The 16,086-nt window shown below is 73.6% G+C and carries 14 protein-coding genes and 1 tRNA gene; 13 read left to right on the forward strand and 2 right to left on the reverse strand.

Features of this window, described 5'->3' with window-relative positions; translation table 11 throughout:
* Positions 1-69: 69 nt before the first annotated feature.
* The 6 genes from ABIA33_RS18900 to ABIA33_RS18925 all read left to right on the forward strand — a co-directional run bounded on the left by ABIA33_RS18900 (position 70) and on the right by ABIA33_RS18925 (position 7,378).
* Positions 70-648, forward strand: coding sequence for a YqgE/AlgH family protein (locus ABIA33_RS18900; protein ID WP_370083039.1), 579 nt, complete (start codon positions 70-72; stop codon positions 646-648).
* A gap of 75 nt (positions 649-723) precedes the next feature.
* Positions 724-1,014: a DUF3039 domain-containing protein gene (locus ABIA33_RS18905; RefSeq protein WP_370083041.1), complete on the forward strand. Its 291-nt coding sequence runs from the start codon at positions 724-726 to the stop codon at positions 1,012-1,014.
* Between the two features lie 66 nt (positions 1,015-1,080).
* Complete coding sequence (locus ABIA33_RS18910) at positions 1,081-2,694, forward strand: beta-N-acetylhexosaminidase (RefSeq protein ID WP_370083043.1); 1,614 nt, start codon at positions 1,081-1,083, stop codon at positions 2,692-2,694.
* A 189-nt stretch (positions 2,695-2,883) separates the two neighbouring features.
* Positions 2,884-3,741: a xanthine dehydrogenase family protein subunit M gene (locus tag ABIA33_RS18915; protein WP_370083339.1), complete on the forward strand. Its 858-nt coding sequence runs from the start codon at positions 2,884-2,886 to the stop codon at positions 3,739-3,741.
* Positions 3,738-4,886, forward strand: a complete 1,149-nt coding sequence (locus ABIA33_RS18920) for a 2Fe-2S iron-sulfur cluster-binding protein (protein WP_370083045.1) — start codon at positions 3,738-3,740, stop codon at positions 4,884-4,886. The genes ABIA33_RS18915 and ABIA33_RS18920 overlap by 4 nt, the downstream gene beginning before the upstream one ends.
* Positions 4,883-7,378 carry a xanthine dehydrogenase family protein molybdopterin-binding subunit gene (locus ABIA33_RS18925; protein WP_370083047.1) on the forward strand — a complete coding sequence of 832 codons (2,496 nt, stop codon included), beginning with the start codon at positions 4,883-4,885 and terminating at the stop codon, positions 7,376-7,378. The genes ABIA33_RS18920 and ABIA33_RS18925 overlap by 4 nt, the downstream gene beginning before the upstream one ends.
* 386 nt (positions 7,379-7,764) lie before the next feature.
* Here the strand turns inward: ABIA33_RS18925 and ABIA33_RS18930 are convergent, their stop codons facing one another.
* Positions 7,765-8,184: a hypothetical protein gene (locus ABIA33_RS18930; protein ID WP_370083049.1), complete on the reverse strand. Its 420-nt coding sequence runs from the start codon at positions 8,182-8,184 to the stop codon at positions 7,765-7,767.
* A gap of 15 nt (positions 8,185-8,199) precedes the next feature.
* On the opposite strand from ABIA33_RS18930, the gene ABIA33_RS18935 reads away from it, so the two are divergent.
* From ABIA33_RS18935 to ABIA33_RS18950, 4 genes are read left to right on the forward strand one after another with little or no spacing between them, the layout of a single operon-like run.
* Entirely contained in the window at positions 8,200-9,150 is a 951-nt protein-coding gene (locus tag ABIA33_RS18935) for an FAD:protein FMN transferase (protein WP_370083051.1), read from the forward strand.
* Complete coding sequence (locus tag ABIA33_RS18940; RefSeq protein ID WP_370083053.1) at positions 9,147-9,809, forward strand: ferric reductase-like transmembrane domain-containing protein; 663 nt, start codon at positions 9,147-9,149, stop codon at positions 9,807-9,809. The genes ABIA33_RS18935 and ABIA33_RS18940 overlap by 4 nt, the downstream gene beginning before the upstream one ends.
* A gap of 2 nt (positions 9,810-9,811) precedes the next feature.
* Positions 9,812-11,134 (forward strand): NADH-ubiquinone oxidoreductase-F iron-sulfur binding region domain-containing protein, encoded by a 1,323-nt coding sequence (locus tag ABIA33_RS18945; protein ID WP_370083055.1) that lies wholly within the window; start codon positions 9,812-9,814, stop codon positions 11,132-11,134.
* Positions 11,131-11,331, forward strand: a complete 201-nt coding sequence (locus ABIA33_RS18950; protein WP_370083057.1) for a ferredoxin — start codon at positions 11,131-11,133, stop codon at positions 11,329-11,331. The genes ABIA33_RS18945 and ABIA33_RS18950 overlap by 4 nt, the downstream gene beginning before the upstream one ends.
* 68 nt (positions 11,332-11,399) lie before the next feature.
* Here ABIA33_RS18950 and ABIA33_RS18955 read toward each other — a convergent pair.
* Positions 11,400-11,471, reverse strand: a tRNA-Cys gene (locus ABIA33_RS18955).
* Between the two features lie 314 nt (positions 11,472-11,785).
* Here ABIA33_RS18955 and ABIA33_RS18960 point away from each other — a divergent pair.
* The 3 genes from ABIA33_RS18960 to ABIA33_RS18970 all read left to right on the forward strand — a co-directional run bounded on the left by ABIA33_RS18960 (position 11,786) and on the right by ABIA33_RS18970 (position 16,014).
* Positions 11,786-13,192, forward strand: coding sequence for an MFS transporter (locus ABIA33_RS18960; protein WP_370083059.1), 1,407 nt, complete (start codon positions 11,786-11,788; stop codon positions 13,190-13,192).
* A gap of 164 nt (positions 13,193-13,356) precedes the next feature.
* The gene (locus ABIA33_RS18965) at positions 13,357-15,144 is read left to right on the forward strand and encodes a DEAD/DEAH box helicase (protein ID WP_370083061.1); all 1,788 of its coding nucleotides are present in this window, start codon (positions 13,357-13,359) and stop codon (positions 15,142-15,144) included.
* Between the two features lie 219 nt (positions 15,145-15,363).
* Entirely contained in the window at positions 15,364-16,014 is a 651-nt protein-coding gene (locus ABIA33_RS18970) for an IclR family transcriptional regulator (protein WP_370083063.1), read from the forward strand.
* Positions 16,015-16,086 lie beyond the last annotated feature (72 nt).

Raw genomic sequence — 16,086 nt, forward strand, 5'->3', positions numbered from 1 at the left:
TCATTCCTGCGGGGGGAGTGGCTACGGCTGAGTGCATTCCGTTGCCGCTCTGCGGGAGTGTGCGGGATCATGTCTGCCATGACCCAGGCCGTCTCGTTCGCAGGCAGGCTGCTCGTGGCGACGCCCGCGCTGACCGATCCCAACTTTGACCGTGCGGTGGTGCTCCTGCTCGACCACGACGAGGAGGGGACGCTCGGCGTGGTGCTGAACCGGCCGACGCCGATCGAGGTGGAGGCCGTGCTCGAGGCGTGGGCCGAGCTGGCCGGGGCGCCGGCCGTGGTCTTCCAGGGCGGTCCGGTGGCGCTGGACTCCGCGTTGGCGCTGGCCGTGGTGCCGGGGGAGCAGGCCGCCGAGGCGGTGCTCGGCTGGCGGCGGGTGCACGGGGCGATCGGCCTGGTGGACCTGGAGGCCCCGCCGGAACTCCTGGCGGCCGAGCTGGGCTCGTTGCGGGTCTTCGCCGGGTACGCGGGGTGGGCGCCCGGCCAGCTGGAGGACGAGCTGCTGGAAGGCGCCTGGTACGTGGTGGAGTCCGAGCCGGGCGACGTCTCCGCACCCGACCCGGAGCGGCTGTGGCGCTCGGTGCTGCGGCGGCAGCGCGGGGAGCTGGCGATGGTGGCGACGTACCCGGACGACCCGTCGTTGAACTAGCGCTGTCCGGCCCTGATCTCTGCTCCGGCCCTGATCTCTGCTGCGGACGGGGATGCGGTTCTAGACTGGGCAGCTATGAGCACCCTTGAACCCGAGCCCCAGCGCGCCGGCGGCCTTGGCACCCTGACCGAGTCGGTACCCCAGACCTCCCACGGTGACGGCGACCACGAGCGCTTCGCTCACTATGTGAAGCGCGACAAGATCATGGACAGTGCGCTCTCCGGTTCGCCGGTCGTGGCGCTCTGCGGCAAGGTCTGGGTACCGGGGCGCGACCCCAAGAAGTACCCGGTCTGCCCCATGTGCAAGGAGATCTTCGAGGGCCTGGACGGCGGCGGGGACAAGGGCAACGGCGGCAAGGACTCGTAGGTCCGCCCATCCGGTCCGGCCCACTGGTCTGTACCAATGGCGTGATGCGGGGCAGGATGGGCTCCCATGGACCTCATTCCTGCCCCGCGCGACGTTCAGACCCCGGACGACGACCTGGTCTTCCGCCTCGACGAGGACACCTCGCTGGGCGGCGGTCCGGGTACCGAAGGTGTCCAGCGCTGGCTGCGGGCCGTACTGGGTGCGTCGACGGGTCTGCCATTGCCGGCGGGCGGCCAGGACGTGGAGCTCACCGTCGTCGCCGACCTGCAGCCCGAGGAGTACCGGCTGCGGGTGAACGCCGAGCGCGTGTCCCTCACGGCGGGCGGCGAGGCGGGGCTGTTCTGGGGGGCGCAGACGCTGCGCCAGCTGCTGGGCCCGGAGGCGTTCCGGCGGGCGCCGGTCAAACGCGAGGGCTGGGCGCTGCCGTGCGTCGACATCCGGGACGCGCCGCGGTTCGCCTGGCGCGGGGTGCTGCTGGACGTGTCGCGGCACTTCCTGCCGAAGGCGGACGTCCTGCGCTACGTCGACCTGCTGGCCGCGCACAAGCTCAACGTGCTGCATCTGCACCTCACCGACGACCAGGGCTGGCGGGTGGAGATCAAGCGCTACCCCCGGCTGACCGAGGTCGGCGCCTGGCGCGCGCGGTCCATGGTCGGCTATCGCGACGGAGGGCTGCGGGACGACCGGCCGCACGGTGGTTACTACACGCAGGAGGACCTCCGCGAGATCGTCGCGTACGCGGCCGAGCGGCAGATCACGGTCGTCCCCGAGATCGACATCCCCGGCCACTCGCAGGCGGCCATCGCCGCGTACCCGGAGCTGGGGAACCACGACGTCGTGGACACGGCGGCGCTGGCGACCTGGACCGACTGGGGCGTGAACCCCAACGTGCTGAACGTCGAGGACGGCACGCTGCGGTTCTACGAGAACGTGCTGGAGGAGATCCTCGCGATCTTCCCGTCGACCTTCGTGCACCTCGGCGGCGACGAGTGCCCCAAGGAGCAGTGGCAGGCCAGCCCAGCCGTCCAGGCCCGGATCAAGGAGCTGGGGCTGAACGACGAGGACGAACTGCAGAGTTGGTTCCTGCGCCACTTCGACAGCTGGCTCGCCGAGCGCGGGCGTCGCCTGATCGGGTGGGACGAGATCCTCGAAGGGGGCCTCGCGCCGGGCGCCGCGGTGTCCTCCTGGCGCGGCTACGAGGGCGGGATCGCCGCCGCGAAGGCGGGGCACGACGTGGTGATGTGCCCCGAGCAGCAGGTCTACCTGGACCATCGGCAGGCCGACGGCGACCAGGAGCCGGTCCCGGTCGGCTGGGTGCGCACCCTGGAGGACGTCTACCGCTTCGAGCCGCTGCCGCCGTCGCTGCGGCAGGATGCCGCGGCCGCGGCCCATGTGATCGGCGCTCAGGCCAACCTGTGGACGGAGTTCATGGACGACGTCCGCGAGGTCGACTACCACGCCTTTCCCAGGCTCGCCGCGTTCGCCGAGGTCGCCTGGTCGCGGCTGTCGCTGGAGCCCGCGGACCGGGACTTCGCCGGCTTCGACGCGCGGATGGCCGCCCACTACGCGCGCCTGGACGCGCTCGGCGTCGAGTACCGGCCGGCCTCCGGTCCGCGACCGTGGCAGCAGCGGCCCGGCGTGGTGGGCCGTCCCATCGATGGTCAACCACCCCAGGTGTGAACCTCGGGGCACCGCGCAGAATAGCCCAATTCGGGCATTGGGGACGGCTGGAGGCCTCGGAGAGACACCGTAGCGTTGTCACCACAGCGGAAGGGTGCGCTGTCGACCTGTTTGCACGTACGGTACGGGCGAGAAGCGCAGCGGTGTGAGGGACCCGAGCACGGTGGGACACAGGTGAACCAGACGATCATGCTCCCGGCCTCGCTGGACGAGGCCGTCGCGGCGCTCGCGGCGTCCCCGGCCGCGGTGCCCGTGGCCGGCGGGACCGACCTGATGGGTGCGGTCAACGCCGGACTGCTGCGCCCGATGGCGCTGATCGGCCTGGGTCGGATCAACGAGCTGCGGGGCTGGCAGTACCAGGACGGCGCCGCCCAGCTCGGCGCCGGGCTCACCCACGCCCGGATGGGCCGCCCCGACTTCGCCGCCCTGATGCCTGCCCTCGCCGAGGCGGCCCGCAGCGCGGGGCCGCCGCAGGTCCGCAACGCCGGAACGCTCGGCGGCAACATCGTCACCGCCGACCCGGCGGGGGACACCCTGCCGGTGCTCGCCGCGCTGGAGGCCACGGTCACCCTGGTCGGCCCCGAAGGCGCCCGCGAGGTCCCGGTCAGCCACCTGCTCACCGGGCTCGACCCGATGCGCGGCGGCGAACTGCTCGGCTACGTACGGGTCCCGCTGCTGCACGCCCCGCAGGTCTTCCTCAAGGCCACCGGACGCACCGGACCCTCCCGGGCCACCGCCTCGGTGGCGCTGGTGCTGGACCCGGCGCGGCGCGCGGTGCGCTGCGCGGTCGGCGCCGTCGCGCCGGTGCCGCTGCGCCCGCTGGAGGCCGAGCAGTGGGTGTCCGGATGCATCGACTGGGACGGCGAACGGGCCATAGACCCCGCGGCCGCGGCGGCCTTCGGCGAGTACGTCGCCTCGGCCTGCGTCCCGGAGCCGCCCGGCGGCGACGGCGGCGAGGTCGCCGGGGGGGCGGGCGCAGCGGCCGTCCGGCTCCGTCGTACCGTGTCCGTACTGGCGCGCCGCGCACTCGGGAGGGCGCTGAAGTGACGGACTATCTGACGAACCCGGCGACGCTCGGTATGACCGGCATGACCGGTTTTGGCGCCCCGGACGAGTCTCCGCGCGTCTCGTACACGCTCCGGGTGAACGGCCTGGAGCGGCCGGTGAACGAGGCGTGGATCGGCGAGAGCCTGCTCTACGTGCTCCGCGAGCGGCTCGGCCTGGCCGGTGCCAAGGGCGGCTGCGACCAGGGCGAGTGCGGTGCCTGCTCGGTGCAGCTGGACGGGCAGTTGACGGCCGCGTGCCTGGTCCCGGCCGCGCTGGCGGCCGACAGCGAGATCCGCACCGTCGAGGGTCTCGCTGCCGACGGCACCGCCTCCGACGTGCAGCGGGCGCTGGCCGAGAGTGGCGCGGTGCAGTGCGGCTACTGCGTGCCCGGGCTCGCGATGGCCGTCCACGACCTGCTGGAACGCAACCACCAGCCCACCGAGCTGCAGGCGCGCGAGGCGCTGTGCGGCAACCTGTGCCGTTGCACCGGATACCGGGGCGCGCTGGAGGCCGTGCAGACCGTCGCCCGGTCCCGGGCCGAGGAGGCCGCGGCGGAGAGCGACGACGACGAGCAGGCGGCGGACGGAGCCGAGCACGGCGCGACGGCGGCCGAAGCGGAGGCGCCGGCGGCCCCGGCGGCGGAGGCCGAACTCCCGGTCTACGTCCAGCTTCCGGCCCAGCAGCAGGACGAGTTCCGGGACGAGTACCCGAGCAACCACCAGGACGGGTACCAGGTCGAGGGCGAGCAGCCGGCCGCCGAGGCCGACCCGCTGTTCGGCCCCATCGACGACGTGGCGGGCGTCCCCGCCCAGCCGCACTACGCCTACCCGAACGCGGCCGGATCCGGCGCGGGCGACTACACCGCCGCAGGACCTGACTCGGGCGGCTACACCGCCTATTCGGAGGGCGGAACGGCCTACCCGGCCGACTACGCGGACCAGCCGCAGGCCGGCTACACCCAGGCTGCGGACTACACCCAGCCGGGCTACCAGCAGGCCGAGTACGTCTCCTCCGACTACCCGACCGTCTCCGACTACCCGGCGGACCCGTACCCGCAGCAGGGCAACCCGCCCGACCCGGCGGCCGGTGTGTACGTCCTGCCGCACCAGCACCAGCACGCGCCCGCCCCGGAGGCCGGAGTATGACCACGCCCTCCACCCCCGGCGACGACAACCTCACGGCCCCTGGTCCCGGCGTCCCGCAGGGCGCGCCCGGCAGCGCCACCGGGGGCGCCCTCGGCGGCCTCAACGGCGCGGGTACGACCACCACCGCCGGCACCGGCAGCGCGCCCACCGCCGTCCTCGCCGCGCCGCCGACCGCTCCGTTCACCCAGGCGCGGATCCCCGCGCAGGCGCCGAGCGGCTCCGCCACGACCGCTGTCGGCCTGGGCACCTCGCCGATCCGCGCCGATGCCCTCGCCAAGGCCATGGGGACGTACCCCTACGCCGCCGACCTGTGGGCCGAGGGACTGCTCTGGGGAGCCATCGCCCGCACCCCCTACGCGCACGCCCGCATCCTCTCGGTGGACATCGGGCCCGCGTTGGCCATCCCCGGCGTCCACGCCGTCGTCACCGCCGCCGACCTGCGTCCGGGCCCGAGCGGCCTTCCCGACGGTGCGCCCAGCGGACCCATCGTCCAGGACCGTCCGGTCTTCGCCGCCGACTTCGTCCGCCACCACGGCGAGCCGATCGCCGCGGTCGCCGCCGACCACCCCGACACGGCCCGCCTCGCTGCGGCGGCCATCGTCGTCTCGTACGAGCGGCTCGAACCGCTCACCGACCCCGAGCAGGCGTTCACGGCACCCCCGATCCACCCGGACGGCAACCTCTTCCGGCACCTTCCGGTGCGCTTCGGCGACCCGGAGATCGTCGGCGAGATCGTGGTCGAGGGCCTCTACCAGGTCGGCCGCCAGGACCCCGCGCCGATCGGCGCCGAGGCCGGGCTCGCCGTGCCGCGACCCGACGGCGGCGTCGAACTGCACGTCGCGAGCACCGACCCGCACGGCGACCGGGACCGGGCCGCGGCCTGCCTCGGCCTGGAACCCGACCGGGTCCGCCTGGTCGTCAGCGGCGTCCCCGGCGCGACCGCGGACCGCGAGGACGTGGGCTTCCAGGTCGCCCTCGGTCTGCTCGCGATCCGCACCGGGCACCCGGTGAAGATGGCGCTGACCCGCGAGGAGTCCTTCCTCACCCACCCGCACCGCCACCCCGCGCTGCTCCGCTACCGCCACCACGCGGACGCCGAGGGCCGGCTCGTCAAGGTCGAGGCACAGCTGCTGCTGGACGGCGGCGCGTACGCCGAGGTGTCCAGCGAGGCGCTGGCCTCGGCGGCGGCCATGGCGGCGGGCCCCTACGTGGTTCCCCACGTCTTCGTCGACGCCTGGGCCGTCCGCACCAACAACCCCCCGGCCGGCCGGATGCGCGGCGAGGGTGCGCTGCAGACCTGCTTCGCCTACGAGTCGCAGCTCGACCGGCTCGCCTCCGCGCTGGACCTCGACCCGCTGGAGATCCGCCGCCGCAACGCCATGTCCACCGGCGACCTGCTGCCGACCGGGCAGGCCGTGACCTGCCCGGCGCCTGTCCGCGAGCTGCTGGACGCGCTCGCCGCCGAACCCCTGCCGGCGCTGCCGGTGGACCAGCCGGACGACGAGTGGCTGCTGCCCGGAGGCCCGTGCGGCGCCGGCGACCCGGCTGCCGTGCGGCGCGGCATCGGCTACGCCGTCGGCATGGTGCACATGCTGGGCGCGGAGGGCGCGGACGAGGTCTCCACGGCGTCGGTACGGGTCAGCGGCGCGCAGGCGTCGGTGATGTGCACGGCCGTGGACACCGGCACCGGCTTCTCGACGCTGGCCCGGCAGATCGTCCAGGACATCCTGGGCGTCACCGACGTCTACATCGCACCCGTCGACACCGACCAGCCGCCGGCCGGGCCCTCCGCGCGCGGACGGCAGACGTGGGTGTCCGGCGGGGCCGTCGAGCGGGCGGCGCTGATGGTGCGTCACCAGCTGCTGCAGCCGCTCGCGGTGCAGTTCGGCATGTCGCCGGAGCTGCTCACCATCGGCGACGGCAAGATCACCTCCTATGACGGGGTGCTGGGCATGCCGGTCCTGCAGGCGCTGGAGGGCAAGGACCTCTGGGCGACGGCGCAGTGCCGGCCGCACCCCACCGAGCCGCTGGACCCGGAGACCGGGCAGGGCGACGCATTCGTCGGCCTGGCCTTCTGCGCGATGCGCGCGGTGGTGGACGTGGACGTGGAACTCGGCACCGTCCGGGTGGTCGAACTGACCGTCGCCCAGGACGTCGGCCGAGCGCTCAACCCCGAGCAGATCGAGGCCAGGATCGAGGCCGGGGCGACCCAGGGCCTGGGCCTGGCGCTGATGGAGGAGCTGGTCAGCGAGGGCGGCCGGATCTCCAACCCCTCGTTCACCCGCTACCGCCTGCCGACCGCGCTGGATGCGCCGGCGATCCGGATCGCGGCGCTGCTTGAGGAGCGGGACGTGGTCGCCCCGTTCGGTGCGAAGGCCGTCGGCGCGGCCCCGGCGACGGTCGCCCCGGCGGCAGTCGCGGCGGCGGTCCGCGCGGCGACCGGTCGCCCGGTCACCCGGCTGCCGATCCCGCCGGAGGACATCGCGGGCTAGGATGCGGCTCCGCCACAGGGCGCACGCTGTCCGCAGCGACACCATGCGGCGCCGCCGCGTGGCGGTGCCTCACAAGGCGGCGGAGCGCGCTTCGCGGCGGAGCTAGCAGGACGATCCTCCCCCCGCCTTCGGCCGGGAGGCGCCCCTTCGCGGCGAGGTGCCGCCAAGCGGCGGAGCGCGCTTCGCTGCGGAGCCACCGGGGCGACTCTCCCCCGCCTTGGGCCGGGAGGCGCCCCTTCGCGGCGAGGTGCCACCAAGCGGCGGAGCCGCACCGTGGCACGGCGGCGGTGAGCGACCGCGAAGATCGACCGGACACGCCCTCAAGGGCCTGTCACGATTCCCTCGACCGACTCACAGCTAGCTCTCAGGCCGCTCAGGCGGCGCTCTCACAATGCTCGCGCAGGGTGTGGATGACGAAAGTGATCCGCACTCGGTGAGCGAGGGAGCACGGAGATGGCACGGAGAGCACCACGAACAGCCGCGACCGCCCGCAGGGGCGCAGCGCGGACCTCGGCGGTGACCGCAGCGGTCGCCGCGGCGAGCGTGGCCGGGAGCTTCGCGCTGATGGCGTCCATGCCCGCGACGGCGGCCGGCAAGACCACGACCGGCGGCACAACCAGCAGTACGACCGGCAGCACGCCCACGTCCAGCCCGACGTCCGGCAGCAGTTCCAGCCCGAGCACGAGCCCGAGCCCGAGCACGGGCTCCAGCTCCAGCTCCGGGGCGCTGCAGAGTCCGGCGTCCACGCCCACCGCGCAGAGCAGTTCGTCCGCCTTGTCGAGCTCCGGCGGCAGCAGCCACAGCACCTCGGGCGGTTCCTGATGTGCGCCGTCGACACCACCGCCGCCGCCGACTGGCGCGCCCTCGGCTGCGCCGTCCGCCTGGTCGTCACCGACCCGCGCCGACTCGACCGCTGCCGCGTCCAGCTCGAGCAGCTGCTCGAAGCCGTCGACGCGGCCTGCAGCCGCTTCCGCCCGGACTCCGAGCTGGTCGGCCTGGACCAGGCCGAGGGCCGTCCCGTCCCGGTCAGCCCGCTGCTGGCGGGCGCGCTGGCCGCGGCGCTCCGAGCCGCCGAGCTGACCGGCGGCGACGTCGACCCCACTGTGGGAACGGCGATGGAGGCGCTCGGGTACGACCGTGACTTCGAACTGGTGGAACGTCAGGGACGTCCCGCGTTGCTGCTGGTCCGGCCGGTCCCGGGCTGGCGGCAGGTCCGTCTCGACCGGTCCGCGGGGACGGTCGCCGTGCCGCCGGGCGTACGCCTCGACCTGGGCGCGACGGCGAAGGCGTGGGCCGCCGACCGCGCGGCCACCGCCCTTGCCGCAGAGGCGGGCTGCGGTGTGCTGGTGAGTCTGGGCGGCGACACGGCGGTCGCCGGCCCCGCCCCCGAGGGCGGCTGGCGGATCCGGGTCCAGGACGCGACCGGCGACGTCGCCGCGTCGGCCGCCGGACCGCATGCGCTGATAGCGGTGCGCGACGGCGGCCTGGCCACCTCCGGCACCAGCGCCCGCCGCTGGCGCCGCGGCGGCAGGCAGCTGCACCACCTGCTGGACCCCCGCACCGGACTGCCCGCCGAGAGCCCCTGGCGTACCGTCAGCGTCGCAGCTGCGAGCTGCCTCGACGCCAACACCGCCAGCACCGCCGCCGTGGTCCGCGGCGCCGCGGCCCCGGCCTGGCTGTCCGCACTCGGCCTCCCCTCCCGCCTGGTCAGCACCGGTGGAGCGGTCCGCAGCGTGGCCGGCTGGCCGGCCGAAGCGGAGGCGGCGGCATGACGGCCACGACACCGGTGCTCTGGTACGCCAGCCAGGCGACCGGGGTGGTCTGCCTGGTCCTGTTCAGTGCCGTGACTCTGCTCGGCGTGATGGTCCGTCTGCGCACCTCGCTGCCGGGTCTTCCGCGCTTCGGCACGGTGACGCTGCACCGCAGCCTCTCGCTGATGGCGATGCTGTTCCTGGCCGTGCACATCCTCACGGCCGTCGGCGACTCCTTCGTCAACATCAGCCTGCTCGACGCGGTGCTGCCCTTCGTCTCCGGCTACCAGCCGCTGTGGCTCGGCCTCGGCACGGTCGCCTTCGACCTGATGCTCGCGGTCGTCGTCACCAGCCTGCTCCGAGCCCGGCTGGGCCACCGGTCCTGGCGGGCGGTGCACTGGCTGGCCTACGCCTCCTGGCCGGTTGCCGTGGTCCACGGGATCACCCTCGGCTCCGGCAGCGGCCACCCGGTCTCGGGCGCCGCACTGTGGCTCACCGTCGGCTGCGTCGCCCCGGTCCTGGTCGCGATCGCCGTACGGCTGTACCTGGCGGCGCGGCCGTCCGCGCCCACCACCCCCGCCGGGCTGCTCGCCGCGAGCGGCTTCCCGGCGACCGGCGTTCCGGCCACCGGCGCCGGAGCGCGGGACCTCGCCACCACCAGCACCCGGAACGGAGCCTGACCATGACGATCAGCCATGCCGCGCCGCCGCTGCACCGGACCGCACTTCCCCGGCTGCTGCCGCCCGCCCCCGCCGACCTGCGCGCCCACGTCGAGCTGCACGGACCGCTGCCCTCCGCGAACGGTCTGGTCGCCGCGCTCCGCGACGCCGGACTGTCCGGGCGCGGCGGTGCCGCGTTTCCGGTGCACCGCAAGCTGGAGGCGGTCGCCGAGGCCGGGCTGCGGACCGGTCGCACCCCGGTCGTCGTCGCCAACGGCTGCGAGGGCGAACCGGCCAGTGGCAAGGACGCCATGCTGCTCCGGCTCGCCCCGCACCTCGTCCTGGACGGCCTGCGGCTGGCTGCCGAGGCGGTCGGCGCGGACCGTGCGGGGACCACGTACCTTGCGGTCGAGCGGGGCAGCGGGTTGCGGGCCGTCCTGGAGTCCGCGCTCGCCGAACGCGGTCAGGGACGCGGTCAGGAACGCGGTCAGGAACCCGGGCAGCACCAGGTGACCCTCGTCGAGGTCCCGCCGCGCTTCCTCTCCGGCGAGTCCTCCGCGCTCACCGGCTTCATCTCCGGAAGGCCCGCGCTGCCGCGGTTCCCCCAGCCGCCGCCGCGCGAGCGCGGAGTCGGCGGGGCGCCCACGCTGGTGCAGAACGTGGAGTCGCTGGCCCAGCTCGCCCTGGTCGCCCGCCACGGCGCGGCCTGGTTCCGCGCTGTCGGCACCCCCGCAGAGCCGGGCACCATGCTCTGCACCCTGCATGACGCGTGGTCCGGGCCCCGCGTCATGGAGGCCGCGACGGGCACGCCGCTGCGCCGGCTGTTCGGCCTGGCCCCGCAAGGCTCACCACAGGCGCCGGTCCAGGCGGTGCTCGTCGGCGGCTACCACGGCAGCTGGCTCCCGGCAGCCGCACTCGACGCCCGGCTGTCGGCCGCCGACCTGGGCGTCCCCCTGGGCGCCGGGGTGCTCGCGGCGCTGCCCGCCGACCGCTGCGGCCTGGTCGAGACGGCGCGGGTGCTGCGCTACCTGGCCCTGGAGTCGGCCGGGCAGTGCGGCCCCTGCCTGAACGGGTTGCCGCGGATCGCGGCGGCCTGCACCGAGCTGGCCCGCCCCGAGGCCGCCACCCGGAGGCCCGGCCTGCTGGCCGACCTCGCCCGCTGGTCCGGGCTGGTCCAGGGGCGCGGTGCCTGCCACCACCCGGACGGCACGGTACGGCTGCTGCGCAGCGCGCTGACCGTGTTCGCCGCCGAGGCGCAGGCCCACGTCGCGGGCTTCTGCCGCGCCGCCGACGCCACCCCGCTGCTGCCCGTTCCCGCCGAGGCTCCGCAGGAGGGAGCGGCATGAACGTCACCGTCGACTGGACCGCCTGCACGGGTCACGGCCTGTGCGCGGAACTGCTGCCCGAGCTGATCACGCTGGACGAGTGGGGCTATCCGCTGGTCCAGGGCGTACCCGTACCGTCCGAGGCCGTGCGCCGCGCCAGGCGCGCGGCGGCGGACTGCCCGGTCCTCGCCCTGAAAATACGCAGGCAGCATTCATAAAGAATGCACGACGAATTCCGGAAGGTCGATTTCGGCCTTCCGGAATTCGTTTCCAGCGACGTGCTGCGAGGCCATGACCGGATTCGAACCGGCGTAAACCGCTTTGCAGGCGGTCCCCTGAACCACTCGGGCACACGGCCGTGATCTCCCCTGGAACGGGGCAGACTTGGGGGAACTGCTGAGGGGAAGCGTCAGCTGGCGGCGGAACAGCGACACGCCGCGGGACAACAGGAGGCCGGACAGGCGCCGGTGAGGGTGGCGTGCAGCATGCTGTCCATCGCCTTCCCCTTCATCGTCGTTCTCCTGCCGGGTGTCCGTCCTGCTTCTGAATTCACTCTAATGTATTCGACCCGGTATTCGTCAACACCCTCCGGGAAATTCCGCGGACTACGTCGCCGGTCCTACGACCATCGGACAGGGGTCAAACCGGCCTGCGGGCCTTACAATCAGTTCGGTGACAGCCCCCGCCTCCCGCCCCACCCAGGACCAGCGACTCGACCCTCCGCAGGGCCCCGACCAGGACGGGGTGCTCGGCAGCCGGTACCGGGCGCTCACCCTCGGCATCGTCTCCTGCGTCCTGCTCGTCGCCTTCGAGGCGACCGCCGTCAACACCGCCATGCCGGTCGCCGCCCGCGCCCTGCACGGTCTGGGCCTCTACGCCTTCGCCTTCTCCGGCTACTTCACCTCCAGCCTGCTCGCGATGGTGGTCTCGGGGGAGTGGAGCGACAAGCGCGGTCCGCTGGGCCCGCTCGCCGCCGGGATCGCCACCTTCGGCGTCGGACTGCTGATCGCGGGCAGCGCGCAGAACATGTGGGTGTTCGTCGCCGGCCGCGCGGTGCAGGGCCTGGGCGGCGGGCTGCTGATCGTCGCCCTGTACGTCGTCGTCGGCCGGGCCTATCCCGAGCGGCTCCGGCCGTCGGTCTTCGCGGCCTTCTCCGCCTCCTGGGTGCTGCCCTCGATCGTCGGCCCGGTGATCTCCGGCACGGTCACCCAGCAGTTCGGCTGGCGCTGGGTGTTCCTCTCCATCCCGGTGCTGGTCGTGCTGCCGGTCGCGCTGATGCTCCCTCAGCTTCGGCGGCTCCAGGCAGAGGACGCCACCGAGCGCGGCTGGGCCCTGGACCGCCGTCGCATCCTGCTCGCGCTGGCGCTCGCGACGGGGGCGGGCCTGCTCCAGTACGCGGGGCAGCGGCTCGACGCGTTCGCGCTGGTCCCGGCTGCCGCAGGACTGCTGCTGCTCGTCCCCGCCGCGTCCCGGCTGCTGCCGCGTGGGATGTTCCGCGCGGCGCGCGGCCTGCCGACGGTGATCCTGCTGCGCGGTCTGGCGGCGGGTGCGTTCTTCGCCGCCGAGGCGTTCATCCCGCTGATGCTGGTCACCCAGCGCGGCCTCTCGCCGACGCTGGCCGGGCTGTCCCTGACCAGCGGCGGCCTGAGCTGGGCACTGGGGTCCTGGCTGCAGGGCCGTCCCTGGGCGGACCGCCGCCGGTCGCTGCTGATCAGGACCGGGTTCGTGATGTCCGCGCTGGCCATCGCGGGCTCGGGGCTGGCACTGGTCCACACCGTCCCGGCCTATGTCGTCGCGATCGCCTGGGCCGTCGGGGGCGCGGGGATGGGCATGACCATCGCCAGCGTGGGCGTGCTGATGCTGTCGCTGTCCGACGCCGACGACACCGGCGAGAACTCGGCGTCCCTGCAGGTGAGCGATGCGCTCGGGAACGTCCTGCTGACCGGCTCGGCCGGTGTCCTGTTCACCACCCTCGGCGCGGGCACCCCGGCCGGCTTCGCCGCGATCTTCGCCACGATGACGGCCGTCTCCCTGATCGGCGCGGCCGTCTCCGGCCGGACCCGGGCTGCAGCTCGATAGCGCGGCTTCGGGAGTGTCGCCCGGACGGACCAGTAGGCTAGGCGGGTTGTCCGACGACCGTCCGTTCCCCCGCCCGTGCCCGAGCCATCCCCTGGTTCAGGCTCCCCCAGACGCCATCCGGGGGACCCCCGCGCCATCCCCAACTGCCGACCCCGCCGGAGACCGTGAGTACTGCAACCGCCTCCCACCATCTGTCCCCTGCCTTCCCCGGCCGTGCCCCCTGGGGCACCGCGGGGAAGCTTCGTGCCTGGCAGCAGGCCGCCATGGAGCGCTATGTCGAGCAGCAGCCGCGTGACTTCCTGGCCGTCGCCACCCCCGGCGCCGGCAAGACGACCTTCGCGCTGACGCTGGCGTCCTACCTGCTGCACAACCACGTCGTGCAGCAGGTCACCGTCGTCGCGCCGACCGAGCACCTGAAGAAGCAGTGGGCGGAGGCGGCGGCGCGGATAGGGATCAGGCTGGACCCCGGCTACAGCAGCGGGCCGCTGTCGCGGGACTACCAGGGCGTCGTCATCACCTATGCGGGCGTCGGGGTGAACCCGATGCTGCACCGCAACCGGGTCGAGCAGCGCAAGACGCTGGTGATCCTGGACGAGATCCACCACGCCGGCGACTCCAAGTCCTGGGGTGAGGCGTGCGCGGAGGCGTTCGAGCCCGCCACGCGCCGGCTCGCGCTGACCGGGACGCCGTTCCGGTCCGACACCAACCCGATCCCCTTCGTGGCCTACGAGGCGGGCAACGACGGGATCAGGAAGAGCGTCGCCGACTACACCTACGGCTACGGGCAGGCGCTCGACGACCACGTCGTCCGGCCGGTGATCTTCCTCTCCTACAGCGGCAACATGCGCTGGCGCACCAAGGCCGGGGACGAGGTCGCCGCCCGACTCGGCGAGCCGATGACGAAGGACGCCGTCGCCCAGGCCTGGCGCACGGCGCTGGCGCCGCAGGGCGAGTGGATGCCGAACGTGCTGCGCGCCGCCGACAAGCGGCTGACCGAGGTGCGCAAGGGCATCCCGGACGCGGGCGGCCTGGTCATCGCGACGGACCAGAACGTGGCGCGCGCCTACGCCAAGATGATCCGCGAGATCACCGGCGAGAAGGTGACCCTCGTCCTGTCCGACGAGGCCGAGGCGTCGCAGCGGATCACCGACTTCTCCGAGGGCAGCCAGCGCTGGATGGTCGCGGTGCGGATGGTGTCGGAGGGCGTCGACGTTCCCCGGCTCGCCGTGGGCGTGTACGCGACGTCGATCTCCACCCCGCTGTTCTTCGCGCAGGCTGTCGGCCGCTTCGTCCGGGCCAGGAAGCGCGGCGAGACGGCTTCGGTGTTCCTCCCCTCCGTCCCGACGCTGCTGACCTTCGCCAACGAGATGGAGTTGCAGCGCGACCACGTCCTGGACCGGAAGAAGGCGGGCGCGGAGGACGGCCTGTTCGACGAGGAGGACGCGCTGCTCGCCGAGGCCGAGAAGGCCAAGGACGAGGCCGACGGCGGCATGGACGAACTCCCCTGGGAGGCACTGGAGTCGGACGCGGTCTTCGACCGGGTCCTGTACGACGGCAAGGAGTTCGGCATGCAGGCGCACGCCGGCTCCGAGGAGGAGGAGGAGTACCTCGGCATCCCCGGCCTGCTGGAGCCCGACCAGGTGCAGATGCTGCTGCAGAAGCGGCAGACCCGGCAGATCCAGCGGAGCAAGGCCCGCCCCGCCGAGGAGGCCGACCTGATCGAGCTGCCGGCCGAGAAGCGGCCCGTGGTCACCCACAAGCAACTGCAGGAGCTCCGCAAGGAGCTCAACGGCCTGGTCGGCGCCTGGCACCATCGCACCGGCCAGCCGCACGGCACCATCCACAACGAGTTGCGCCGGGTCTGCGGGGGCCCGCTGACGGCGCAGGCGACGGCGGGTCAGTTGCAGACCCGGATCAAGAAGATCCAGGAGTGGGCCACCAAGGTCACCTGAGTGCACGCTGCGGTTGAGTGCACGCTGCGGTCACGATTCGGCGGCACGAGATGTCCCGTTGTCCCGCTTTGTCACGATCCGTACGGCCGAGGTTGGGGAATCCTGACCGAATTCTGGACAAGCCCTTCCGCAGAGCGGTGCTCCGTCACTAGCCTCCACCCTCACCATGCAGTCGGACACCCTGCGTTCGGACGCACCCGGTGGAAGGGAACAGAGGCCGTGACCGCCGAGACTTCGCAGACCCTGGACCGGGGCGTCAAGGTCCTCAAGCTCCTTGCCGACTCGGAGCGCGGCCTCACCGTCACCGAGCTCGCCGGGCGCCTTGCCGTGAACCGCACCGTCGTCTACCGGCTGCTCGCCACCCTGGAGCAGCACGGCCTTGTCCGCCGCGACATCGGCGGCCGGGCCCGGGTCGGCCTCGGTGTGCTGCGCCTGGCGCACCGGGTCCACCCGCTGCTGCGCGAGGCCGCCCTGCCCGCCCTGCGCAGCCTCGCCGAGGAACTGGGCGCGACCGCGCACCTCACCCTGGTGGATGGCAACGACGCGCTGGTCGTCGCCGTGGTCGAGCCCAGCTGGACGGACTTCCACGTCGCGTACCGCACCGGGCTGCGGCACCAACTGGACGAGAACGCGGCCGGCCGGGCCATCCTCGCCGCCCGCGCCCTCCCCTACGGCGGGCGGCCGGAACCGGCGTTCGTCGCCACCGGGACCGAGGAGCGTTCCGGGGCGTGCGGCGCCGCCGCGCCGCTGCTGGGGTTGAGCGGTATCGAGGGGTGCGTGGGAGTGGTCATGCTCGGCGGGATGGTGCCGGAGCGGGTCGGCCCGCGCGTGGTCGAGGCCGCGACGGAAGTCTCCGAGGCCCTGCGCTGACGCGGCCCCGGAATGCCCGCACAGCGAGCCGATGGGCGCGGGCGTTGCGCGGTGTGTTTTGATGCGCGGTGT

This window comes from Streptacidiphilus sp. MAP12-16 (assembly GCF_041262165.1).
In the GTDB taxonomy this organism is placed as follows: Bacteria; Actinomycetota; Actinomycetes; order Streptomycetales; family Streptomycetaceae; genus Streptacidiphilus.